This is a genomic window from Paenibacillus doosanensis (genome assembly GCF_025060755.1).
Classification (GTDB): Bacteria; Bacillota; Bacilli; order Paenibacillales; family NBRC-103111; genus Paenibacillus_S; species Paenibacillus_S doosanensis.
In genome coordinates this window covers 38,144-61,449 of sequence record NZ_JANYUY010000049.1, presented here as the reverse complement: position 1 = coordinate 61,449, position 23,306 = coordinate 38,144, and the positions used below count along the sequence as shown (strand labels likewise).

24 protein-coding genes and 1 riboswitch are annotated in these 23,306 nt (G+C 55.4%); of the genes, 20 read left to right on the top strand and 4 right to left on the bottom strand.

Annotation, left to right across the window (positions count from 1 at the left end; genetic code table 11):
• Positions 1 to 150 precede the first annotated feature (150 nt).
• A complete protein-coding gene (locus tag N0M98_RS26725) occupies positions 151 to 927 on the bottom strand; it encodes a metallophosphoesterase (protein WP_249861374.1) in 777 nt (258 codons plus the stop codon).
• Positions 928 to 1,186: 259 nt separating this feature from the next.
• Here N0M98_RS26725 and N0M98_RS26720 point away from each other — a divergent pair, with 259 nt between their 5' ends.
• The 3 genes from N0M98_RS26720 to N0M98_RS26710 all read left to right on the top strand — a co-directional run bounded on the left by N0M98_RS26720 (position 1,187) and on the right by N0M98_RS26710 (position 3,251).
• Positions 1,187 to 1,378: a hypothetical protein gene (locus N0M98_RS26720; protein ID WP_259619660.1), complete on the top strand. Its 192-nt coding sequence runs from the start codon at positions 1,187 to 1,189 to the stop codon at positions 1,376 to 1,378.
• Between the two features lie 371 nt (positions 1,379 to 1,749).
• On the top strand, positions 1,750 to 2,778 hold the full coding sequence (locus N0M98_RS26715) for an NAD-dependent epimerase/dehydratase family protein (RefSeq protein WP_259619659.1): 1,029 nt from the start codon (positions 1,750 to 1,752) through the stop codon (positions 2,776 to 2,778).
• 275 nt (positions 2,779 to 3,053) lie between these two features.
• Positions 3,054 to 3,251, top strand: coding sequence for a hypothetical protein (locus N0M98_RS26710; RefSeq protein ID WP_259619658.1), 198 nt, complete (start codon positions 3,054 to 3,056; stop codon positions 3,249 to 3,251).
• A 26-nt stretch (positions 3,252 to 3,277) separates the two neighbouring features.
• Here N0M98_RS26710 and N0M98_RS26705 read toward each other — a convergent pair whose 3' ends face one another.
• Entirely contained in the window at positions 3,278 to 3,664 is a 387-nt protein-coding gene (locus tag N0M98_RS26705) for a helix-turn-helix domain-containing protein (RefSeq protein WP_249866433.1), read from the bottom strand.
• Positions 3,665 to 3,871: 207 nt separating this feature from the next.
• A riboswitch (cobalamin riboswitch) is annotated at positions 3,872 to 4,088 on the top strand.
• 284 nt (positions 4,089 to 4,372) lie between these two features.
• Between N0M98_RS26705 and cobJ the strand changes: the two genes are divergently transcribed.
• The 11 genes from cobJ to N0M98_RS26650 all read left to right on the top strand — a co-directional run bounded on the left by cobJ (position 4,373) and on the right by N0M98_RS26650 (position 16,766).
• Positions 4,373 to 6,466, top strand: coding sequence for a precorrin-3B C(17)-methyltransferase (cobJ, locus tag N0M98_RS26700; RefSeq protein ID WP_259619657.1), 2,094 nt, complete (start codon positions 4,373 to 4,375; stop codon positions 6,464 to 6,466).
• Positions 6,467 to 6,500: 34 nt separating this feature from the next.
• Positions 6,501 to 7,673, top strand: coding sequence for a sirohydrochlorin chelatase (locus N0M98_RS26695; protein WP_259619656.1), 1,173 nt, complete (start codon positions 6,501 to 6,503; stop codon positions 7,671 to 7,673).
• Positions 7,674 to 7,869: 196 nt separating this feature from the next.
• On the top strand, positions 7,870 to 8,643 hold the full coding sequence (gene cobK, locus N0M98_RS26690) for a precorrin-6A reductase (protein WP_259619655.1): 774 nt from the start codon (positions 7,870 to 7,872) through the stop codon (positions 8,641 to 8,643).
• A gap of 3 nt (positions 8,644 to 8,646) precedes the next feature.
• Positions 8,647 to 9,297: a precorrin-8X methylmutase gene (locus N0M98_RS26685; RefSeq protein WP_259619654.1), complete on the top strand. Its 651-nt coding sequence runs from the start codon at positions 8,647 to 8,649 to the stop codon at positions 9,295 to 9,297.
• Between the two features lie 24 nt (positions 9,298 to 9,321).
• The gene (locus N0M98_RS26680) at positions 9,322 to 10,440 is read left to right on the top strand and encodes a cobalt-precorrin-5B (C(1))-methyltransferase (protein ID WP_249866434.1); all 1,119 of its coding nucleotides are present in this window, start codon (positions 9,322 to 9,324) and stop codon (positions 10,438 to 10,440) included.
• Positions 10,441 to 10,866: 426 nt separating this feature from the next.
• On the top strand, positions 10,867 to 12,120 hold the full coding sequence (gene cbiE, locus N0M98_RS26675; protein WP_259619661.1) for a precorrin-6y C5,15-methyltransferase (decarboxylating) subunit CbiE: 1,254 nt from the start codon (positions 10,867 to 10,869) through the stop codon (positions 12,118 to 12,120).
• Positions 12,113 to 12,823, top strand: a complete 711-nt coding sequence (cobI, locus tag N0M98_RS26670) for a precorrin-2 C(20)-methyltransferase (RefSeq protein ID WP_259619653.1) — start codon at positions 12,113 to 12,115, stop codon at positions 12,821 to 12,823. Before cbiE ends, cobI begins: the two co-directional genes overlap by 8 nt.
• Complete coding sequence (gene cobM, locus N0M98_RS26665) at positions 12,823 to 13,599, top strand: precorrin-4 C(11)-methyltransferase (RefSeq protein ID WP_259619652.1); 777 nt, start codon at positions 12,823 to 12,825, stop codon at positions 13,597 to 13,599. The genes cobI and cobM overlap by 1 nt, the downstream gene beginning before the upstream one ends.
• Positions 13,596 to 14,756: a cobalt-precorrin 5A hydrolase gene (locus N0M98_RS26660; RefSeq protein ID WP_259619651.1), complete on the top strand. Its 1,161-nt coding sequence runs from the start codon at positions 13,596 to 13,598 to the stop codon at positions 14,754 to 14,756. The genes cobM and N0M98_RS26660 overlap by 4 nt, the downstream gene beginning before the upstream one ends.
• Positions 14,740 to 16,203, top strand: coding sequence for a cobyrinic acid a,c-diamide synthase CobB (locus N0M98_RS26655; RefSeq protein ID WP_259619650.1), 1,464 nt, complete (start codon positions 14,740 to 14,742; stop codon positions 16,201 to 16,203). Before N0M98_RS26660 ends, N0M98_RS26655 begins: the two co-directional genes overlap by 17 nt.
• Before the next feature lie 5 nt (positions 16,204 to 16,208).
• A complete protein-coding gene (locus tag N0M98_RS26650) occupies positions 16,209 to 16,766 on the top strand; it encodes a nitroreductase family protein (RefSeq protein WP_259619649.1) in 558 nt (185 codons plus the stop codon).
• A 76-nt stretch (positions 16,767 to 16,842) separates the two neighbouring features.
• Here N0M98_RS26650 and N0M98_RS26645 read toward each other — a convergent pair whose 3' ends face one another.
• On the bottom strand, positions 16,843 to 17,847 hold the full coding sequence (locus tag N0M98_RS26645) for an SH3 domain-containing protein (RefSeq protein WP_259619648.1): 1,005 nt from the start codon (positions 17,845 to 17,847) through the stop codon (positions 16,843 to 16,845).
• A gap of 226 nt (positions 17,848 to 18,073) precedes the next feature.
• Here N0M98_RS26645 and N0M98_RS26640 point away from each other — a divergent pair, with 226 nt between their 5' ends.
• The gene (locus N0M98_RS26640) at positions 18,074 to 18,676 is read left to right on the top strand and encodes a YdcF family protein (protein WP_259619647.1); all 603 of its coding nucleotides are present in this window, start codon (positions 18,074 to 18,076) and stop codon (positions 18,674 to 18,676) included.
• Between the two features lie 58 nt (positions 18,677 to 18,734).
• Positions 18,735 to 18,950: a DUF6199 family natural product biosynthesis protein gene (locus N0M98_RS26635; protein WP_259619646.1), complete on the top strand. Its 216-nt coding sequence runs from the start codon at positions 18,735 to 18,737 to the stop codon at positions 18,948 to 18,950.
• Positions 18,951 to 18,990: 40 nt separating this feature from the next.
• On the opposite strand, the gene N0M98_RS26630 is transcribed toward N0M98_RS26635, so the two are convergent.
• A complete protein-coding gene (locus N0M98_RS26630; protein ID WP_259619645.1) occupies positions 18,991 to 19,320 on the bottom strand; it encodes a helix-turn-helix domain-containing protein in 330 nt (109 codons plus the stop codon).
• Positions 19,321 to 19,692: 372 nt separating this feature from the next.
• On the opposite strand from N0M98_RS26630, the gene N0M98_RS26625 reads away from it, so the two are divergent.
• The 4 genes from N0M98_RS26625 to N0M98_RS26610 all read left to right on the top strand — a co-directional run bounded on the left by N0M98_RS26625 (position 19,693) and on the right by N0M98_RS26610 (position 23,137).
• Entirely contained in the window at positions 19,693 to 20,850 is a 1,158-nt protein-coding gene (locus N0M98_RS26625; protein ID WP_259619644.1) for a sensor histidine kinase, read from the top strand.
• Positions 20,851 to 20,855: 5 nt separating this feature from the next.
• The gene (locus N0M98_RS26620; protein ID WP_259619643.1) at positions 20,856 to 21,551 is read left to right on the top strand and encodes a response regulator transcription factor; all 696 of its coding nucleotides are present in this window, start codon (positions 20,856 to 20,858) and stop codon (positions 21,549 to 21,551) included.
• Between the two features lie 238 nt (positions 21,552 to 21,789).
• Complete coding sequence (locus N0M98_RS26615) at positions 21,790 to 22,188, top strand: DoxX family protein (RefSeq protein WP_249866436.1); 399 nt, start codon at positions 21,790 to 21,792, stop codon at positions 22,186 to 22,188.
• 286 nt (positions 22,189 to 22,474) lie between these two features.
• Positions 22,475 to 23,137, top strand: a complete 663-nt coding sequence (locus N0M98_RS26610) for a FusB/FusC family EF-G-binding protein (protein ID WP_259619642.1) — start codon at positions 22,475 to 22,477, stop codon at positions 23,135 to 23,137.
• Positions 23,138 to 23,306: the final 169 nt, after the last annotated feature.

Below are 23,306 nucleotides of genomic sequence, written 5' to 3'. Positions count from 1 at the left end.
CCCCTTTGAGGGGCAAGCCCGGGACCGCTCGCGGTTGGCAGACTTTCAGTGCGCCTTCTTAGGCGCGTGCTAGTACCATGCCCTTATAGGGCTGATGGAAGCCACCGGCTAAGCCGGTGGTTATGACTTTTTAACGGCGGCGGGGTTGAATTATAAATAGTGCAGCGTTACTTCGCTTCTTACGAGAAAGCGCAGATTGAAGGCCGTCTGGCCGATTCCTTTGGATATATAGAAGGTGCCGTAGTTATTTGAATGGAGCCCTTTGTAGATCCCCATGGCGGGAAGCTTGCCCATCGGACGGAACGTGTAGAAGAACGGCAGGTTGAGCTGTTTGCCGTGCAAATGGCCGGCCATCAAATAATCGTAAGGCTCTTTGATGGCAAGCACGACATTAGGATCATGAGTGATGATGATGCGAGGCAGATCCGTATCGGCATACTGGAACGATTTGCGCAGATTACTTTTCCCCGTACTGTAGTCGTCGATCCCGATCAGCTCGAATCCGGGCATGCGAACCGACTCGTTGCGCAGCAAAATAATGCCGTAGTACTGAATCAGCTTGATTAGCCGAATCACTTTACGCTGCTGGTAATCGTGATTGCCGAGCACGGCGTATACCGGGATGCGGTGGCCCGCCAGCATGCGCAGATAAGGGTCAAGCCGGGAAAGCAGCTTTTCCTCCTTGGTGAAGTCGCCGGTCAGGAAGATGTAATCCGGCTTCTCGCGGGCGATAATAGCGGATAAGCGGCGCGGTTTGATCCGCATTCGTTCTATATGCAGATCGCTGATCTGCAAAATGCGGATGCCGAGTCCGAGCGGATGCCGGATTTTTTCGACTTTGAGCCATTGGGTGGGAAGGACCAAAAGAAGATACCCGATGGCTGCGGCTGCAGCTGCAGCGATGAGTAAAGCGGCGGCGTACAACAAGCTCTCACCCCCTAATAGGCATTTGTATTTATCATACAATATATGGCGTTGATCCTGCTATCCGGCCTTTGTATTCCCGCTGAATGGGGGCGGTTAGGGCGGGTGGGAGAAAATATTTAGTAATGTAAATAAATTTTTATGGTTTTCGACAGAATCCTCGTTTGACAAGATACATAGTGTATCATAAAGTGGTTTATGAAGGCAATATTTTGTTAATGGAAAGTACATCATCCATAGGACTTTAGAAGGAGTGCGCCCAATGAATGCCAACAACTTGAAACAGGAGACCCGGACTTTAGATATACGTCATATTATGAAGCAGATGCAGATAGACGAGACGAAATTTATCGGAGTCGCCGCCGCCGCTTCTAGTGAAGCGCTTCCGAGCCGAAAGGTTGCTTTACGCCATCCCCTTTCTTCCCTTCCAATTCCAAGTCCCTCTTTAAAATAAGAGCTGCGATTTCCTCCTGAATTGTTGAATGATCAAGCCGAAGCTTTCCCTCAAGACTGACATGTTGGCAAGCGGGCCGGGCTTATGCGGGATGAAGAAGAGTACGCTCCCCTATTAGCCTATGCTTGCTTATGGAAGAACTTTCAAGTTTTCTTGGCAAGCGGTCAAAGCGGCATAATTCATAAGAAGTATGGCCTATCGGCCGCACGGAGCTGTTTTTGTATAGGACCTCTTGACCGGGGGCTTTTTTTTATTTATGATAGATACAAAATGTATCAGATTTCGACCGATTGATACGCTGCATATAGGACCATTATCGATTATTGCTGTGTAAGACGACTTATACTAACAAATCGGCAGGAGGGGTAAGGATGAAAGTACTAATTACCGGAGGTGCGGGATTCATTGGGTCCCATACGGCGGACTGCGCATTGAGGGCGGGCTTGGAAGTCGTTGTTGTCGACAATTTTAGCGCGGGCCAAGAGGAAGACATTCCTAAAGGCTGCAAGGTGTATAAAGCGGATGTATCGGGCAAAGAGCTGCGGGACATTTTCGAAGGAGAAAAGCCTGACTACTGCATTCATCTGGCCGAGAAAAACGAGCTCGACGAGTCGATCATCAACCGCGGTCTCAGCCCCAATCTGCGGGGGCTCATCTATCTGCTGGATTTGTGCAAAGAGTTTCAGATTCAAAAGCTCGTTTACGCTTCTTCCGCGGAAGTATACGGCTTGACGGAGTCCCGGCCTGCGGATGAAAACGCTTCTTGCGTCCCCGTCTCCTGCATGGGAATGTCAAAGCTGGCTCCCGAAGAATATATCAGACTGTACGGAGCTCTCTACGGGCTTAACTATACGATCCTTCGCTATACGAACGTATACGGCTACCGTCAGAAGCGGTTCGGCGCGGGCGGGGTCATCTCCGCATTTTTGGAAACCTATGTGAACGGCGAGCGGCCGATCATATACGGCAAAGGGTTGCAAAGCCGGGATTTCGTCTGCGTGACGGATGTGGCGGAAGCGAACATTCAGGCGCTGACCCGGGGGAACGGGGAAATCTATAATATAGGTACGGGGGTAGCGACGCCGATCGCCGAGCTGTTCGATCTGATGAACGAAATGCTCGGTCAGAAGCTGAAGCCGGCTTACGCCCCGGCGCGCGCTGCGGAACAAACCCATGTATGCGTAAGCTACGCCAAGGCGGCCAAAGATTTGGGATGGACGCCTTCGGTCAGCCTGCGCGAGGGCTTGACGCAGATTGCGGGAGATTTTATTTACAAGCGGTTTATGGATAAATTGAACGGGGTAAAAGAGGCTGCGCCGGAACCGGCTTCTGTCAGCCTGATCGTTCGCAGAATGGGGGTAAAAAAAGCGGGACGCAGGCTAAAAACCGTAAATTCATGATACACTTCGTATTTTAGAAGCGTGGCGAAAAAGCGGTCGGAGGACACGACTCAATCACCACTCTTTTAGAACTAAACAAAAATCCTTGCTTCCCGTGACAGGGTTAGGGCAGGGATTTTTCTATGAAAATAAAGATTTATTTATAATTTCGATTTCGACAAAATGATCGGCAGTTTTATAGGAACATCCCCCAGCAAGCGACATTATTTTTTGGACGCTTCATATATAATACTAAACAATGAATGCTATGAAACGAGATGGAGAGTGGGACTGGGATGCAAGAGCAAAAGAAGAGCTTGGATATCAACCGTATTATGGAACAGCTGCAGATTTCCTCGGAAACCTATGAACGTTGGAACGGGTTGGAGGACGAACATGCTCCGGCGGCCGACAAAGGCTTCTCCGCGTGCGGCGGCAAGCCGTTATATCCCGTATTTCACTGGGAAATGAATCTGATGGAATACAGCAGATGACACAGCCGCGACGAAAAGCCGCGTCATCAAGGCTTGGCCTGCGCTTGCTTGTTTTGGCTTTGGCCCGTTAAACGCTCCGAGCGAATAAAGGCAATGAAGCTTCTGGATTCCGCTTCGGTCAATTCTCTGCCGTCTACGGTCAGAACGAACCTTTCCATAATCGCTTCGTCCGACAGCTCCAGCTGGTTGGCGAACTCGTTAATATAATAGGTATCTTCGCTGCGCCCCATCAAGTAATCTACGGTGACTTCGAAGAAATCGGCGAATTTTTGAATCGTCTCGTAATCGGGTTCTCTGCGGTTGTTCTCGTAATGAGAGAGTGCGGAACGGGTAATTCCTACCCTGCTCGCAAGCTCCTCTTGGGTCATGCATCTTTTGTTCCGGAGTTTCGCTATCGTTTGTCCGTATTTCATAAAGCTTTCGTCCACCTTCTCTAATCTGATTTGTTTCATGTTTGCCCCTCGGAATCAAGCTTTTGGCTACATTGTTCGTACGAGACCGACTTCTTGCAAGGGTTGAAGCGCAAAAATAAGAAATTCGGCCCATGTAGGGCCATCGTTCGACAAGAGGCGTATATAGACAAATCTTTGTTTAGGGTGATATGATTGCTCTGAACAATTAAATACGAAAGCGAATTAGGTGCTGGACGGGGCATGCCCCTCCGGCTTAAAAGGGAAGCCGGTGCAAAACCGGCACGGACCCGCCACTGTAAGGAGCGCCGATGATCATCGGTTTATTATCCGGTACGAATGCCACTGGGACGACAGTTGTCGCTGTCCTGGGAAGGCGCCGGACGAAGCTCTAAGTCAGGAGACCTGCCTCGTTCCATGACACTGTTAACCTACGCGGATTTAGGGAGGTGTTAGAGATCGGCTTACCTTATATAAAGCGCGGAATTCAGTCCGGACGCTTATTATCACTCAAGGGTACGGGCTGCAAAAGCATTTCTAACACTATTTGTTGGAGATGCTTTTTTTATTGTTTAGGAATGGTGCGCCAACCGGAAACGACGAATACCGGCATGAAGAAATAAAGAAACGACTGGCGGAGGGCTTGCTCAATTTTTAGGCAATGCGCAGCCGCAGCGGGAATAGAGTTTAGGAAGGAAAGGATGTGCAAGCATGGCGGGCAAACTGCTTATTATCGGATTCGGGCCGGGCAGCTTCGAGCATATTACGAAACGGGCTCGGGAAGCGATTGAAGAAAGCGAAGTGATTATCGGATACAACACGTACGTCGATTTGATCCGCGGTTTGCTGACGGACCAGGAAATCGTCCGGACGGGGATGACGGAGGAGGTCAGCCGGGCCCAGGAAGCGGTGCGGCAGGCGGAAGCCGGCAAGAAGGTAGCGGTGATCTCCAGCGGCGACGCAGGCGTGTACGGGATGGCGGGACTGGTATACGAAGTGTTGATGGAAAAAGGCTGGAGCCGCAGCGGCGGCGTCGAAGTCGAGATCATTCCCGGCATTTCGGCTATCAACTCCTCGGCTTCGCTGCTCGGGGCACCGGTCATGCATGATGCTTGCACGATCAGTCTAAGCGACCATCTGACTCCATGGGAGCTGATTGCCAGGCGCGTCGAGGCGGCGGCTCAAGCGGACTTCGTCATTGCGCTGTACAATCCGCGCAGCGGCAGAAGGACGCGGCAGATCGTGGAGACGCAGCGCATTCTGCTTAAATACCGGTCACCGGAAACGCCGGTCGGCATCGTGAAGAGCGCCTATCGGGACCGCCAGCACGTCGTGCTGACGAATTTGCGCGATATGCTGGATCACGATATCGGCATGCTGACGACGGTGATCATCGGCAACGCGTCGACAACGGTGTACGACGGCTTGATGATTACGCCGCGCGGCTACCAGCGCAAGTATACGCTGAACGCGGACGTTCAGCCTCTGAAGCCTCACCAGCGGCTGAAGGAGGAGGCGGAGCCGTGGGCGCTGCGGCAGTGGGATGAGCCGTCGGGAAGCGACTCCGACGACGAAGATTGGGACTGGGATGAGCCGGGCGAGTCCGATTGGGACGAGGAGGATGCCGGCGCCGGCGCCAGTGCTGCCGCGACAGCGGTGAGCGCGGAGCGAGCAGGCGAGCGCTCCGTCGGAGGCAGCGTGAGCGTCGCGGAAGCGAGCGCAGGCGGAGCGGCGACAGCGGTGAGTGCGGGACGGGCGAGCGAGCGCCCCGGCGGAGGCAGCGTGAGCGTCGCGGAAGCGGGAGCAGGCGGAGCGGTGACAGCGGTGAGCGCGGGACGGGCGAGCGAGCGCCCGGGCGGAGGCAGCGTGAGCGTCGCGGAAGCGAGCGCAGGCGGAGCGGCGACAGCGGTGAGCGCGGAGCGAGCAGGCGAGCGCCCGGGCGGAGGCAGCGTGAGCGTCGCGGAAGCGAGCGCAGGCGCAGCGGCGACAGCGGTGAGCGCGGAGCGAGCGGGCGAGCGCCCGGGCGGAGGCAGCGTGAGCGTCGCGGAAGCGTCGCCGCTGCAGCTGGCGATGCAGGCGCTGCAGCTTGTCGACCGCAGCCGCGGCATAGAGACGGCGGCCGACAGCTTGCCGGCCGGAGCCGGATTGTTCCGCCAGCAGTCGATATTCGAGTTGGCGGTAAGTCCCGGCGTAGCGGAGAAGCGATTCACTGCGAAGCAGATGATCACGCTGGCCGATGTGGTCGGCGAGAAGGGCTCGATGGAATATACTCCGCATCATCAACTGATCGTGCGGGTGCCGACCGACAATCCGGATGAAATTACATCCCGGCTGCGCGCGGAAGGTTTTCTGCTTGCTCCGATCGGCGATGTGGCGCAGCTCAAGGCCTGCGACTTCTGCAACGGCGACAAGGGAGATGCCATTCCTTACGCCGAAGAGCTGCAGCGCAAGCTCGGCGGCCTCAATGTACCGAAGGAGCTGCGGATTGGTCTTAACGGCTGCGGTATGGCCTGCTACGGAGCGGTGCAGGAGGACATCGGCATCGTATACCGCAAGCAGAAGTTCGATTTGTTCCTCGGCGGCAAGACGGTCGGGCGTAACGCTCATCCGGGGCAGCCGGTAGCCGAGGGCATCGAGCCCGATCAATTAGTAGAAACGATAGAACGAATCGTGCAGCGCTATATTTCGGAAGGTCATCCGAATGAGCGGTTTCATAAATTTTTCAAACGGGTCAAGGAATTAGAAGGTTATCGTCACCAAGAACTTCCCGTTTTCCAAATTGAGAACGCGGTGTGTGGGGATTAACGTTACGTGACGGATATGGGAGGGGTTACTGATCATGAATGCTGTACTATTTGTAGGGCACGGCAGCAAGGATGCGGAAGGCAACGAAGAGGTGCGGGAATTTGTCCGCACGATAGCAGGAGAGATGGATCAGCAACTGGTGGAAACCTGCTTTCTGGAATTCGAATCGCCTACGATCGCTCAAGGCATTGAGCGCTGCGTGCGTCAGGGAGCTTCGCAAATCGCGATTGTTCCTATTACGTTATTTTCGGCGGGGCACGCCAAAATTCATATTCCGGCCGCGATCGATGAAGCCAAGCTTCGCTACCCTTCCGTACAATTTACATACGGACGGCCTATCGGAGTGCATGAACAAGTGCTTGATATTCTCGCATCCCGTCTGGAATCCGCCGGGGCCGCTGCGGGGCTTGAACTGACCGGGAGCCCGGAGCTGGAACCTGAGCTTGAACATACGGCAGTGCTCGTCGTAGGCCGGGGAAGCAGCGATGCCGATGCGAACAGCGATCTGTTCAAAATTTCACGTTTATTTTGGGAAAAGCTCAAGGTCAAATGGGTGGAGACGGCGTTTATCGGAGTGACCGCCCCGTTGGTCGACGAAGGAATCGAGCGATGTCTGAAGCTTGGCGCGCGCAGAGTGGTCATCCTGCCGTATTTCTTGTTTACAGGCGTGTTGATCAAGCGGATGGAAGCGATGCTCACCCAATTTTCGGAGAAGTATCCGGGGCATCAGTTTATGCTGGCCGACTATTTCGGCTTTCATCCGAATTTGCGTCATATTTTGCGCGAGCGGGCTTTGGAAGCGGTCCAGGGCGAGACAAAGATGAACTGCGACATGTGCCAATACCGATTGGCGGCGATGGAGCATATCGATCATCATCACCATCACGACCACGATCATGATCACCATCATCACGATCACCATCATAGTCACGAACATGAGCATGATCACCATCATGAGCATGGACATGACCACGACCATCATCATGGACATAATCATGAGCATGGGCACGATCACCATCATGGTCACGAGCATGAGCACGGGCACGATCACCATCATGGTCACGAGCATGAGCATGACTACGATCATCATCATGAACATGAGCATGATCATCACGAACACGAGCGTGAGCATGACCAAGGACACAGTCATGAATCTGCGCATGATCATGATCACGCGCTTGCCCGCGGGCGCAGCGAAGGTCATTGATCGCGAACGTGGGGAGAAGGCCATGACGGAGCGAGAGGCAAGGCTGCAACCCGCAAGTCATAAGCCGTAAGACGGCAATATCCCGGAAGTCCGGCGAGCGCTAGAGGGGGCCCCGGGGCAGTCCGGCAAGCAAAGGCGGCTTCGCTTTACAGCCGCCTTTGCCCGGATTTTTCACAAGATAGAGGAGGCAGTTACGATGATATTAGTGATGGCTGGAACGAGCGACGCCCGCGAGCTGGCGCTTCGCATCCATCAGTCCGGTTACACGCTGCTTACGACGGTGGTTACGGATAGCGCGGCCAAGTCGATGGAGGAGGCCGGACTCCCGGTCATGACCGGACGTCTGACCGCCGAGGCGCTGGTTGCTCTGGCGCGGGAACGCGGCATACGCGCGCTTGTCGATGCGACGCATCCGTTTGCGGAAGAGGCGTCGAAGAATGCTATTGCGGCAGCCCGGGAAGCAGGGGTGCCGTATATTCGTTATGAGCGGGACCGGATCGCTATCGACCAGCACCCGCTCATTACGTTTGCTGACGACTATGAGCAGGCGGCTGAGCTGGCCGCTCAGCGCAAGGGCGTCGTGATGCTGACGACCGGCAGCAAGACGCTGCCTATTTTCGCCAAGCGGCTCCTAGGCTTGCCGGATACGACGCTGGTGGCGCGGATGCTGCCGCGCAGAGACAATATGGAGAAATGCGAAGAGCTCGGTCTTGAGCAAAAAAACATCGTTGCGATGCAGGGGCCTTTTTCCAGGGAGCTGAATAAGGCGCTGTACGAGCATTATAAAGTGACGCTGATGATTACCAAGGAAAGCGGCAAGGTCGGAGCTGTCGACGAGAAGCTGGAATCGGCGCTGGAGCTGGGAATTGAAACGATCGTCATCGGGCGGCCGAGCATCGAGTACGGCACGCATTACGGCGATTTTGACGGCGTGATCGGCAAATTAAACGAACTTTTGCAGGAGGCGTGATCGATGGATTTTAAAACGGAATTTAAACCGCTCACAGTACAGCCGCAGGAAATAGAAGAACAAAGCTTTCGCATGATCACTGAGGAATTGGGCGAGCATCCTTATACCGATGAGCAGTATTCGGTCGTGCAGCGGGTCATTCATGCTTCCGCAGACTTTGAACTCGGACGAAGCATGCTGTTTCACAAAGATGCGGTGCAAGCCGGCATCCAGGCGATCCGTGCGGGCAAAACGATCGTGGCCGACGTGCAAATGGTGCAGGTAGGCATCAGCAAGCCGCGCATCGCGAAGTTCGGCGGCGACGTGAAGGTATACATATCGGACCCGGACGTTATGGAGGAGGCGAAGCGCCTTAATACGACGCGCGCCATCATCTCGATCCGCAAGGCGATCCGCGAGGCGGACGGCGGCATCTTCGCGATCGGCAATGCGCCGACGGCGCTGCTGGAGCTGATTCGATTGGTGAAGGAAGGCGAGGCGAAGCCGGGGCTGGTGATCGGGGTGCCGGTCGGGTTCGTGTCGGCGGCCGAATCGAAGGAGGAGCTTGCGAAGCTCGATATTCCGTTCATTACGAATGTCGGACGCAAAGGCGGAAGCCCTGTCGCGGTAGCCTCGGTCAACGCGATTTCGCTCATGGCGGAGCGCCTCGGTTAAGGGGCGCCAGGACCCATGGCTACGATGAAGGGTAACGGCAGCGATAATCAGGAAGCGAAACCGCTTCGGTATGGTTATACGACAGGCTCCTGCGCGACGGCGACGGCAAAGGCGGCGCTCACCGCTTTAATTCTGCAGGAAACGCAGCTCGAATCGACGATCAGGCTGCCGATCGGGCAGGACGTTACGTTCATGATGGTGCGCTGCGAATATTCGGACGAGCACGCCGAAGCCGAGGTGATCAAGGACGGCGGAGACGACCCCGACGCGACGCACGGAGCGAGAATTTACGCCACCGTCACCTGGCGCCAGGAGCCGGGCATCGAGCTGGACGGCGGTATCGGCGTAGGCCGGGTCACCAAGCCCGGGCTGCCGGTTCCCGTCGGCGAAGCGGCGATCAATCCGGTGCCGCGCAAAATGATTCGCGATGCCGTAGCGGAAGTGCTCAATCAATACGAGATTCATCGCGGCGTGAAAGTCGTCATTTCCGTGCCGGACGGCGAGGAAATCGCCAAGAAGACGCTGAACGGCCGTCTCGGCATTATCGGCGGCATCTCGATCCTCGGCACGCGGGGCATTGTGGTGCCTTTCTCCACGGCGGCTTACAAGGCCAGCGTGGCCCAAGCCATCCGCGTCGCAGTGAAGTGCGGGTGCAAGCAGGCGGTGCTGTCGACCGGCGGGCGCAGCGAGAAGTACGGGATGGACATGTACCCGGAGCTTCAGGAAGAAGCGTTCATCGAAATGGGCGATTTCGTCGGCTTTGCGCTGACCCAGTGCAAACGGCAGGGCATCGAGAAGGTGACGCTGGTCGGGATGATGGGCAAATTTTCCAAGGTTGCCCAAGGGGTAATGATGGTGCATTCCAAAAGCACGCCTGTCGATTTCGGCTTTCTCGCTCGGGTGGCGGAGGAATCGGGAGCGACGGCGGAACAGATTGCGACCGTGCGCGAGGCCAATACGGCGGCGCTTGTCGGGGATTTGATGCTCGAATGGGGCTATGCAGGCTTCTTCGAGCGGTTAAGCTTCTACTGCTGCCAATCCGGTATGAACGAAGTGCAGGGCGGCATGGAAGTGGAGACGGTCATTATTTCCATGAAGGGCCAGCTGCTGGGCAAAGCGAGCTTGCCCCCGGGCGGCGCGTAAGATCGATGGGGATTTTTTTTTGAAACACGGAGAAAAAGAGGCCGAAGAATCGGTTGAGAGCTGGAACAGCGAGTGGAAACCTCTATCGACCGCAGGCCACGGCTAAATTCGCAACGGACACAGCGGCCGTTATATCGACGCTATCAGCCCATTTGGATTTCTAACGGACACAGATGCAGCTATTTGCTGACAAAGCCGCCTTAGAATGCAAATTGGAGCTATGTAAGCGCCATGGTGACCGTTACGTTTAAAAAGCATCTGTTTGCGACGAATTAAGCTCCCCCATGTCCATTAAAATCTAGAAACGATTCGAAGCTCGGTTCCGGCGGCTGCATGGAAGGGGCGATTTTGGATAATTATTCGTGAATTTCAATCCGTCGGACACGTTTTTAGAAGTGCGGCGAAACAAGGAGGGGAACTGAAGTGATGAAACCGAAAGTGATCGGCATCGGCGACAACGGGCAGGAAGGGCTGCTTCCGCAATATGCGAAGTGGGTCTGCGAAAGCGACGTGCTGGTCGGCGGCGAGCGGCAGCTGCAGTTTTTTCCCGATTATATGGGGCGTACAATCGTGATTAAAGGCGGTCTGTCCGAGCTTGCGGCCAAGCTGAAGGCCGAAGCGGAGCAAGGACGGAGCGTCGTCGTGCTGGCGTCGGGAGACCCGCTCTTTTACGGCATCGGAGGATATTTGTCCTCGAAGCTGGATGTAGAGGTGTACCCGAGCCCGAGCTCCGTCCAGGTGGCGTTCGCGCGGATGGGCCAAAGCTGGCAGGATGCATACATAACCAGCGTGCACGGGCGCAGCATCATAGGATTGGCGCAGCGCATCGACGGCAAGCCGAAGGTCGCGCTGCTGACCGACGAAACGAATCATCCGGGCGCGATCGCCCGCTATTTGCTATCGTTCGGGATGACGGAATATCGCGCGTTTGTCGCCGAGAATTTGGACGGTGAGGGCGAGCGGACCGGCTGGTACGACCTCACGGAGCTGGCGGAGCAGCAGTTTTCGCCGCTGAACGTGCTGATTTTGTCGGCAGCAGGCGGGAAGGGCCCGGGCACCAGAGATGCGATCGGCATCGAGGACGACAGATTCATCCAGCGCAAGCCGGATAAAGGGCTGATTACGAAAAAAGAAATCCGCGTGCTGAGCTTGGCGCAGCTGCAGCTGCAGGAAGACAGCGTCGTCTGGGACATCGGCACCTGCACCGGATCGGTCGCCATCGAAGCGGCCAAGATCGCCCGTTACGGACAAGTGTATGCGATTGAGAAAAACGAAGCGGATTTGCAAAATTGTATCGACAATATGCATCGTTTCCGCACCGACATTACGGCCGTTCAAGGCAGAGCTCCGCAGGGGCTCGAAGCGTTCCCCGATCCGGACGCCGTCTTCATCGGCGGCAGCGGCGGCGAGATGAAGGAGCTGCTGCACGCATGCTGCACACGGTTGAAGCCGGGCGGGCGGATCGTGCTGAACGCGGCGACGATCGAAAATTTGTATGAAGCGAATAAGGCGTTCGCCGAGGAAGGCTTCGCCACGAGCATCACGCTGGCGCAAATCGCGCGCAGCAAGCCGATTCTCGATTTGACGAGGTTCGAGGGGCTGAACCCGATCTATATTATTACGGCCAAGCATAAGGAGCCCGGCGGGGCGGAGGAAAGAGAGGCGAATGCGGGTGAGTAAGCTAGGCGTATTATACGGCCTTGGCGTAGGCCCGGGAGATCCGGAGCTGATTACGGTCAAGGCGTTTCGGATTTTGAAGGAATCGCCGGTTATTGCATATCCGCGCAAAAAAATGGGAGCCAAAAGCTATGCGCTCACCATCACCGAGCTGTATGTGAACACCGAGGAGAAGACGATGATCGGACTGACCTTCCCGATGACGCGGGACCGCGAGGCGCTGGAGATGCAGTGGAGCCGCACGGTAAGCGCCGTATGGGAGCATCTGGAGCAGGGCAAGGACGTGGCGTTCGTCACGGAGGGCGATCCGATGATATACAGCACGTTCATTCATTTGATGCGCCTCATGAAGGAGCGCCATCCGGAGGTCGAGATTCGTTCGATCCCCGGAATTTCATCGGTCAATGCTTCGGCGTCCCGGCTTGGCATTCCGCTTGCCGACGGCGACGAGCAGATCGCCATTGTGCCAGCGACGGACGATTACGACAAGATGCGCACCGCTATCGAAAACCATGACTGCGTCGTATTCATCAAAGTCGCGAAGGTCATCGATCTGATGATTCATGTGCTGCGCGATCTGGGGCTAACGGACAAAGCGGCCGTGCTTACGAAGGTGACCTCCTCCGAGGAAATGATTTGGACGAACATTGTCGAGCTGCAGGGCAAAGGGCTTGAATACTTGACATTAATGGTGGTGAAAAAATAGTGAAAATTTATATTATCGGAGCAGGTCCGGGCGATCCCGATCTCATTACGGTCAAAGGACTGCGCATTTTACAGGAGGCGGACGTCGTCCTGTACACCGATTCGCTGGTCAATGAGGAATTGATCGCCAGGGCGAAGCCGGAGGCCGAGGTGCTGAAGAGCGCCGGCATGGATCTGGAGGAGATGGTCGCCGTCATGGTTGACCGGGTGAAGCAGGGCAAGCTTGTGGCGCGTGTGCATACCGGCGATCCGGCGGTGTTCGGCGCGATCATGGAGCAGGTGGCGCTGCTGAAGAAGGAAGGCGTCGGCTACGAGGTCATCCCCGGCGTCAGCTCGGTGTTCGCATCCGCGGCCGCTCTCGGCGCGGAGCTGACGATACCGGAGCTGACCCAGACGCTGATCCTGACGCGCGCCGAAGGCCGCACGCCGGTGCCGGAGCTGGAGAAGCTGAAGGATTTGGCGGCGCATCACTGCACGATCGCCTTGTTTCTGAGCGCGACGCTGACGAAGAAGGTGGTCAAGGAGCTGACCGAGGCGGGCTGGAGCGAGGACACGCCGGTAGCCGTCGTGCAGCGGGCGACTTGGCCCGATCAGATTATCGTGCGCACGACGCTCGGGAATCTCGATCAGGATATGCACAAAAACGGAATTCGCTCTCATGCGATGATTTTGGCCGGATGGGCGCTGGACCCGAATATTCACGAGAATGACGAATACCGCTCGAAGCTGTACGACAAGGAGTTCACCCACCGCTTCCGCAAAGGGGTGAAAGCATGATCGTTCTGCAAGAAGGGGAGATTCCTGCGATCGCGCAGCGCGGCGATTATGCGATCGTCGCCATTACGAAGCACGGCGTCGAGATGGCGCGCAAGCTGCATGGCAGCTTCAGCCATGCCGATCTGTATTATATGTCGAAGTTCGAGCGCGGCGACGAGGAAGCGCGCGGCATTCAATTGTTCGAGGGCAGCGTCCGGCTGTTGTTTCCCGCTTTGTTTCCCGCGTATAAAGGCCTTATTATTATCATTTCGCTGGGCGCGGTCATTCGGATGATCGCACCGCTGCTGCAGGATAAGAAGAAAGACCCCGGCATCGTCGTCACCGACGATAAAGGGGAGAACGTCATCAGCGTGCTTTCCGGCCATTTGGGCGGCGCGAACGAGCTGACCCGCGAGGTGGCGGCGGCGATGGGGGCCAGACCCATCATTACGACGGCCTCCGACGTGCAGGGCACCATCGCGGTCGATCTGTTCGGCCGCCGGTTCGGCTGGGAGTGGGAGTCGGCGGATAAGCTGACGCCGGTCAGCGCTTCGGTCGTCAACGAGGAGCGGGTCGCGGTCGTTCAGGAGTCGGGCGAATCCGGCTGGTGGCTGTACGACACGCCGCTGCCGCCGAATATCCGCACGTACGTTGCGGTGCGCGAAGCGCTGGCGGCCGGACCTCAGGCCGCGCTGGTTGTCACTCATCGCCTGCTGGAGCCGGAGGAGCAGGCGATTCTGGACAACGGCGTGCTGTACCGGCCGAAGGTCATTACGCTCGGCATCGGCTGCAACCGCGGCACGTCCGCCGAGGAGATCGAGGCGGTTATAACGGAGACGCTTGCCGAGCTGAAGTTTTCGGTGCGCAGCGTCAAGGCCGTGTGCACCATCGATTTGAAGAAGGACGAGGAGGGGCTGCTCGCCGTCGTGCAAAAGCATGGCTGGGCGTTCGTCACCTATACGCCCGAGCAGTTGAACTCGGTGGCTATCGAGGACCCTTCGGACACCGTGTACAAATTCACCGGCGCCTACGGCGTCAGCGAACCGGCGGCCAAGCTGCATACGGGCGCCGAGAAGCTCGCGCTCGTGAAGAAAAAGTCCGGCAACGTGACGATTTCCGTCGGCGTCGCTTCATTCGCGCAGGAAGGGCGGGCGGAAGCCAATGTCCTACAGCGTTAATTCCGGCGCAGGCGTCGCGCACGGCGCTCGCAAAATCGTCATTGCCGGCACCGGCAGCGGCGTCGGCAAGACGACGATGACGATCGGCCTGATGGCTGCGCTTAAGCGGCTCGGCCGCGAGGTGCAGGGCTTCAAATGCGGGCCGGATTATATCGACCCGACTTATCATACGGCCGTCACCGGCCGTATCTCTCGCAACCTCGACAGCTACATGCTGTCTCACGATACGGTGAAGGACATCTATAACCGGGCGAGCGGCGATGCCGACATCTCCGTCATCGAAGGCGTCATGGGCTTCTATGACGGCAAAAATCCGAAAACGAACGAAGGCAGCACCGCGGAGATCAGCATGCTCCTCGAAGCGCCGGTGCTTCTGGTCGTGAACTGCCAGAGCATGGCGCGCAGCGCCGCCGCGATCGTCCGCGGGTTCCAGATGCTGGAGCCTGCGGTCAACATCGTCGGCGTCATCGCCAACAAGGTCGGCAGCGACGGCCATTACAAGCTCGTCCGCGAGGCGATCGAGCAGGAATGCGGCATTCCCGTTGTCGGCTATATGAAACGGGAGGATCGGATCGAGATGCCGGAGCGTCATCTCGGCTTGGTGCCTTCGATCGAACGGGGCGAGCTCCGTCCGTTCTTCGACAAGCTGGCCGAGCTGGTTGCCGCTACGGTGGACGTGGAGAAGATTTGGGAGCTGGCCGCATCGCCGGAAGCCGAATCCGAACCCGAACCCGAACCCAAGAAGCCTGCGGCCGCCCCGTCCGTCTTCCTCCCGCGTGAGGATGCGCCTCGGCCGAGAGTTCGCATCGCGGTGGCGAAGGACGCTGCGTTCAATTTCTATTATCAGGAGAATTTCGAGCTTCTCCATGCGTACGGCGCGGACTGCGTCTTCTTCTCGCCGCTGGCCGGAGAATCGCTGCCTGCGGGTGTTCACGGGCTGTATCTCGGCGGCGGCTTCCCCGAAGAGTTCGCCGACGTTCTGTCGGCCCGGGAAGCGGTCCGGCAGTCGATCCGCGAAGCGATCGAGCGCGGCTTGCCGACGCTCGCCGAATGCGGCGGCTTCATGTATTTGACCGAAGCGATCGAGACGACGGACGGGACGAGATATCCGATGGCCGGTCTCATTCCCGGCGCGGTCAAGATGCAGAAGAAGCTCGCTGCGCTCGGTTACAGGGAAATTACGGGTACGGAAGCCAACTTCTTGCTGGGATCTTCGGGCAAGGCGAAGGGCCATGAGTTTCACTATTCGACGTTCCAGCCGCATCCTGACGCCGTTATCCGCCATGCTTACGAGACGAAAGGCTTGCGCGGTATCAAACAGGAAGGCTATCTGAATGAAGCTGGCACGCTGGTTGCCGGATATACCCATATCCATTTCGCCTCCGAGCCGCTCCTCGCGGAGCGGTGGGTCGAAGCATGCGTACAATACCGAACGAAAGGGGAATAAACGATATGTCCATTATGAATGTGCTGCAGCAGCGCCGCGCGGTGCGCAACGTGAAGCCTGTGGAGGTGGAGGAGGAAAAAATCCACGCTCTGCTCGCCGCCGCCACGCTGGCTCCCAACGACCGGCTGCGCGAGCCGTGGCATTTCTACGTCATTCGCGGCGAAGCCAAAGCGCGCTACGAAGCGCTAGCCCTGTCTTATCTGGAGGAGCGGTTCCCGACCAAGCCGAACTTGGTGCAGGAATCGCTGAAGGTGCTGACGGCCACTCCGCTGGTGATTGTAGTCACCGCCGACGTCATTCCGGGCGACGCGGCATCGTCCAAGGACAATGAATATGCGACCGCCTGCGCGATCCATTCGATGTGGCTTGCGGCGACGGAGCTCGGACTAGGCTTCGTCTGGCGCACGCGCGGCATCGGTTTGGTGCATGACGAGCGGATGCACGCCTTCATCGGCTCTCCCGAGAACAAGAAGGTAGTCGGCACGCTGTTTATCGGCTATCCGGTTGAAGTAGCGGCTCCGACGGCCCGCACGCCGCATAGCGATAAAACGACCTGGCTGTAATGAACGAAGCCTCCGGCGCCGCTTTTCGAAGCGCGAGCGCCGGAGGCTTCTTTTCTGCCGCGGTAGCGTATTTCGATCAGTGATCCGGAAGAATCCAAAGATCGCCGTTCCAGCTGTGGATGCGGTACCAGCGCTGACCCTGCTCATCGTCCCACTGCTGAAAGGCTTCGATCTTTTGCGGAGAAAGGGAGCCGAAGATCGGATGGTCCATCGCCGGGAACAAATGGATCAGCGTGTCCTTGCTTAACTGAATCGTGTCGCTGCTCGGCTTGGCCGAAGCCGGCTGCGCATAGCGGAGATCGATCCAAAATTCGGCGCCTTCGGCGTCGCGGACATGATACTCCCCGTTAACGGTCTTCTCCAAAGCGTATACCGTCTGCGGCGGGATCATGACGGCCTCCGAAGGCCGCTGCAGGCGATGCGCGGTATCGGAATCCTCCATACGCAATGTCTCCGTCGGCAAAACCATGTCCCGGCCGATGATTTCCATATCCAGCAAAATGCGGTTAGGTCTTACAAGCCACATGTCGCCCAGCCAGGATGTCTCGATCCGGTACGCATTGCTGCCTCCGGGCGTTTGGAACATCGCATTGCAGTGGACGGTCTGCGGAGCCAGCACGACATCGGTTTGCGCGGATTGCACCGGCTCCGTATATAAGGCCGCGGACCAAATCAGCGCGATATTCGTATCCGCCGGGACGATCCGGCCGATTCGGTCGTAATCGATATGCATCCACATGTCGCCGAGCCAGGTGGTCGAGATGCGAATCCAGCGTTTGCCTTGCTCGCCCGGCGGCGGGGCGAGGTACCATTCTTGTTCCGCTTCGACCGTTTGGACGTCCTGCGGCGAGAGCACGGCCCAGGGCTCATCGCTATCGTCCGGCTCCGGGTAGAGCGGGGTGTCCTCCAATAAGGTGATGACCGGCGGCAGCTCAGGGGGGCTGAACTTATGGGCCAGCGCAGGCAGAGCTATCGCTTCTGCGGGCGGTCCGGCCGGGACGAGAAGCGGCGAAGCGCACAGCAATACGGCGAACATGAAGCGGATGAATCGGCGGGCATGCCGGTTAGTTCGGAATTTCATGGTCTGACAGCCTCCTTATTACCAGTAAATGGATCGTGATGATAGTTAGACGCCGTATCTCATCAAAAGGTTTCTTGCTTCGGACGATTCGCCGGCAGTCCGCTCTTTTTCCGCAGCAGCGCTGGAATGATAGAGACACGAAACGATCCTTTTCGTCATAGTATATGGTACAATCGATAGAAGATTAGTAGAAAGCGGTGGGTCTTATGAAAGGGGTTGATCTCTTATGCTGATTTCCGAACTTCACGCGGACCGATTGTCAAGAGACGACCTGACCCGGCTGTTATTTGCGGATAGCCCGCTAAAGGAAGAGCGCGGGGAGTGCATCTTTGTATTCGGCAGCGGCGGCAGCCTGGCCGAGGAACGGGTCAAAAAAGCAGTGCAGCTGTACCATGCGGGCAAGGCTTCGTTAATTCTTTTTTCCGGGGGGACCCGGTGGGGGCAGCGGAGCGTGCCGGAGTCTCTGATCATGCGGGAACAGGCGATGCAGTGGGGCGTTCCGGCAGAGGCGATTTTGGTAGAGATGGAGTCCAACCATACGAAGGAAAATGTGCTTGCCTCCATGCTGGTCTTGGATCGAAAACTCGGTTTGAACCGAATCGGCCGGCTGCTTGTCGTCAGCGCCCCGTGGCATATGAGAAGATGTCTCTTGACGCTGCGCACCTACATGCCGGGTTGGATCGACTATGCGTTATGCCCGGATGACCGCTCCTGCGGGCAGTCTTATAACTGGTGGCTGTGTCCGGGAGAAGAGAAGAAGGTGTACCGTGAAGCGGAGGCGTTAATCCATTACGTGAGGGAAGGGCATATAGCCGACGATCTTTTCTAACCGGCGCGGATTCCGTACGCCGCCGCATTTTATGCGGGATTTCTAAAGAGTAAAGCGAATGGGGGAACGACGAGGAATGACCGTACTGTCGATATTGCTTGTGCTTTGCAGTCTGGTGATGCTGTGGAAGCCTGTATGGGTGTGGAATGCGGTGGAGAGCTGGAAATCGGAGGATGGCGCGGAGCCTTCGGACCTGTACATTTGGTCGGTTCGTTTCGGAGGCGTTATGTGTTTTCTGGCCGGGTGCGGAGGTATTGTCGCCGGGATGCTGTAGTTTAACGCTAAGGTCTTTTAATGGATAAGCCGACGCAGGGCTACAGCGACGCGTCCAGCACGTATCGAAACAGCAGAGACAAAAGTTTTCGCATGGATTTAATGCCCATTTTGTTCATGGCGTTAGCAAGATGAATTTTGACCGTTTTTTCGCTTATCGTGCAATGTTCGGCAATTTCCCGATTGGAAAATCCGAATGCGGCGATCAGCGTCACCATTTCCGATTCCCGCTTCGTAAGCGCATACCGATTGGCCAATGTCTCCATAGCGATCTCCACCCTTTGAATCGGCAAATCATGTATGCTCTCATAGTCTGAACCGCAAAGTTCAAGCATCTTTTTGATGTTTTCGCCGCGACTACCGTCTTCCAACTATATTTCCCTCCTATTCAAGCTTTCGTTCCAGCAGCAATGTAATGAGCAAATATTGACTTGATAAAAAAAGAACACAACCTAATACGTTCCATAAAATTAGAAACATTGTACATGTCTCCCTTGAAATTTTTATTTTCATATGAAACTAAAAACATATTATGGTCATCTTTTTTATCCGCGTAACCTGCTGCAATCGATGAATCGGGCTAATTTCATTATAGATATGTCCAATGGCCTATACTAGATGAAGAAATTCACTAGATGAGGGGAAAAACGGAGAGATTTCGACATTTTCCTTCAATTTATATGACCTAAGTCACATTTGTGGTAAAATATATGTAATTTATGACTGATGAGAGGCCTATAACCATGGATTTGCAGTTGGTCAGAAGAATGAAATTCATAACGACCGTTATCGTCATGGGAGCAACGATCTGCTTAATGCTCCATACGGCTCATCTTTCTATTGGGCTCTTGTCGCTTTTGGGCGTATATATAGCGATCGTCCTGATCCGAGATTACTTCTTGAACATCCAGCTGCATCGTAGAAGCGGTTTTTGGTTTTTGTGCGTTCAGTTGGCGCTTGCCCTTGTCATATGCATCAAGTCGGAAAGCTTTTTCGGGCAAATCTATTTGCTGGTTCTCATAGGCGAATTTACGTTTCACCAATCGAGGAATCATTCGATTATGTTCACGGCGGCGACCTATATCAGTATTTTCATAGGCGTAGTGATATATCGCGACTTCCCGACTTTTGAACAAATCTATCTGCTTATTCCCAGAGTCGTCGATTATGTTGCCATATTCGGGGTAAGCCTGTTGGCGAGAATCGCTTTTCATCAAAAGAATCAGTTGGCCAAAGACAACGAACAGCTGCGGCTGGCCTCGATTGAACTGGAGCGCAAAGCCAAGCTGCAGGAGCGGACGAGAATATCCCGGGAAATCCACGATTCGGTAGGACATACGCTGACGGCGGCATTAACCGGATTACAGACAGCCTCCCATGCCATGAAAAAGCAGCGATACGCTATTGCGGAAGAAATGCTGGGCCGGTCTATGGATAACATATCCAGAGGCTTGGCTGACGTGCGAAGCTCGGTTCACCTGCTGCGCGACAATTTCCCCGATCACACGTTCATTCCCGAGCTGATCCGGCTGATTGAAGAGACCGTCACGCAAACCGGCGTGAAGATCGAATACGACATAGACGGGGCGATGCCGGATCTTACGCCAATGATCGAGCTGACGGTTTACCGCGCGCTGCAAGAAGGATTAACCAACGGCATCCGCCACGGTTCGAGCACGTATTTTCACTTTTCGTTATCGTACGACGGCGTAATGATACGGTTTGTATTGTCCGATAACGGCGATTCGCCGATCGCGATTGTTCACGGGTACGGTCTGAGCGCCATGAAGGGACGGGTTCAGGATGCCGGAGGGGAGCTTTCGGTGGCAGCCGAGGGGGCGGCCGGCGGAGTCACGCTGCAAATTACAATCCCTTTCAGCGCAAATCATCGGGAGGAGTGAACGGAATGTCACAAGCGACCATTATTATAGCGGACGATCAGCCCTTAATTCGCGACGGTTTGGCGGCTATTCTCGGCATGGAGGATGAATACAAGGTCGTAGCTAGGACCGTAGACGGGCTGAGCACGATGGAGCAGGTTGAATTGCATCGCCCTCAGCTCGTGCTGATGGACATCCATATGCCGAAGCTGGACGGTCTGGAAGCGACCAAACGAATCAAAGCGGAATATCCCGACACCAAGGTTTTAATTTTGACCACCTTCGAGGATGAGCAGTACATTATGGAAGCTATTCGCTACGGCGCCAGCGGTTATTTAGTTAAAGGGGTCGAGACGCAAACCATTATTTCCACCGTGCAAGACTGCCTGGACGGAAGAATGACCTATCCCCTCAGTATTCAAAAGCGTCTTGTACAAGCTCTTCAGTCCTCGGAGCAGCGAGAGAAGCCGAAGGCCGAGGAAAGCGGCGCCGGCATTCCTTCCGCTGCAGACCGGCAGCATGACGATAAGCCGCATAGTTTAACCGTTCAGGAACGCAACATCGTCAGAGAATTAAAAAAAGGCAAGTCGAATCAAGCCATCGCCTCCGAATTATTCCTGACGACCGGCACGGTCAAAAATTATTTGAGCGTCATTTATAAAAAGCTGAACGTCGCCGGACGTTCCGAAGCGATCGCCTATCTGCATAAACATGATCTATAGCGGATCGCGCCGCTTGACGCGCATTTCATCCGCTTGTCAGTAACGTCCTCTGCTGCAATGACCAACAATGCCGAAGCTGCATTCTCCCTCCGGCACCGCTTTACAATTCCCATTCCTTCGCCATAACTCGATTTTCTCCGCGGCCGTTGTGCCGGTATAAAAGCAATCGGGAAGAAACGCGCTTTCATGTTCTGTGGTATGATCGCTGTATCAAATGAACGAGAAAGGTGTGCAAAATATGAATGTCTCTATTTCCAAAGGCCGATTGTGGACGGCGCGAGTCATGAGCGGATTAGTCATTTTGTTTATGCTGTTCGACGGCGTATCGAAGCTGTTTAAGCCCGCCCCGGTTGTGGAAGGCACGGTTTCACTCGGTTTTGCCGAGCATCATATTGTCATTCTTGGCATCCTGGGGCTGATTCCTACGATCTTGTATGCAATCCCCCGCACTTCGATCCTGGGAGCGGTGCTGCTCACCGCCTATTGCGGCGGGGCGGTAGCCACGCATATTCGCATGGATTCCCCGCTCTTCTCCCACGTTTTGTCCGCGGTCTATGTCGCCGTCTTGATGTGGGGAGCGCTTTGGCTCAAGGATGAACGGGTGCGCAAGCTATTCTCGCTGTCGAGCGGAAAGTAACAGCAGCTCATGGAGCTGCCGCATGGCCGGAAACTCTTATACACAATTTTGCAATTGCAGTAAAGGCCGGACTTTTTATATAATGCTTATAAAAGGAGGTCGGTATATATGGCAAATCATTTTGCCGGAAGAAGAATCGGCTCATGCAAAGCCTAGCATTAGGGCGATACTTTGCGTGGGCGGACGGTTATTGCTAACATGTCGCCCGTAGGGAGCTTATATCGTTTCTAATAATGGGCTTTGCACTTATTTTTTTGTTTTTATAAAAAATAAGGGGCTGAAAGCTATGAATACACCATTTATTAGAAACCATCAGTACAACATTATTAAAAAGCAGATCGGGTTGCTGCAAAATGCCTGCAACACCGTATCCGATCCGAAAGTGGTCGAATCGGTGAGATACAGCGCGCAGCACAAAATCATAGAAGCGTTCCCGGATGCTTCGGAGCTGCAAAAACCATTGCTGGAGCAGGCCGTATCGTTACGAACGACCGGAGAATTTCAGCAGTATTTGCATTCGCTCGCGCCGTATATGGTGCCGTTTCCGTCATTGACGGCCAAGCAGCTTGCCAAGCTGTATCCCAAAGTCAAAAAATTGAAGACTCCCGACCTAACCGCTATCGATTACCGCTATGTCACTTATCTCGGATGGGTGGACATCGCGACCAATAAATTGTTTATCGTTTACGAGCTGAACGGGAAGCCGGTCGGTATTGAAGGCCGGTATACTCCGACGAATAAAGGCGTGTGCTTTTTGTGCAACCGGCATGAAGAGGTGGCGCTGTTCTCGGCGGTGACCAAGTGGAGACCCGCTAACGCTTCTCCCGATTACTACAAAGCGATCGGCAACTATTTGTGCGTAGACAGCGAAGCCTGCAACAGAAACATTACGGATGTCGGCGCGTTGGAGAAATTTATTCGCGAAGTGACGGGGACTCCTGAATCGTGAAATCGTAACATTATGAAGCAGTTTAAAGCCTGCCGGCTGCGGCGGGCTTTTTTTGTTGTTTAGGAAATGATGCGCAGCAATTTCCTGTGGATATTTGGGGGATTGGTTTCTTTTTTCGGGGGAAATGCCCGGATCGATTGGTTGGGAAAATAATCGCGGAATGGGAATT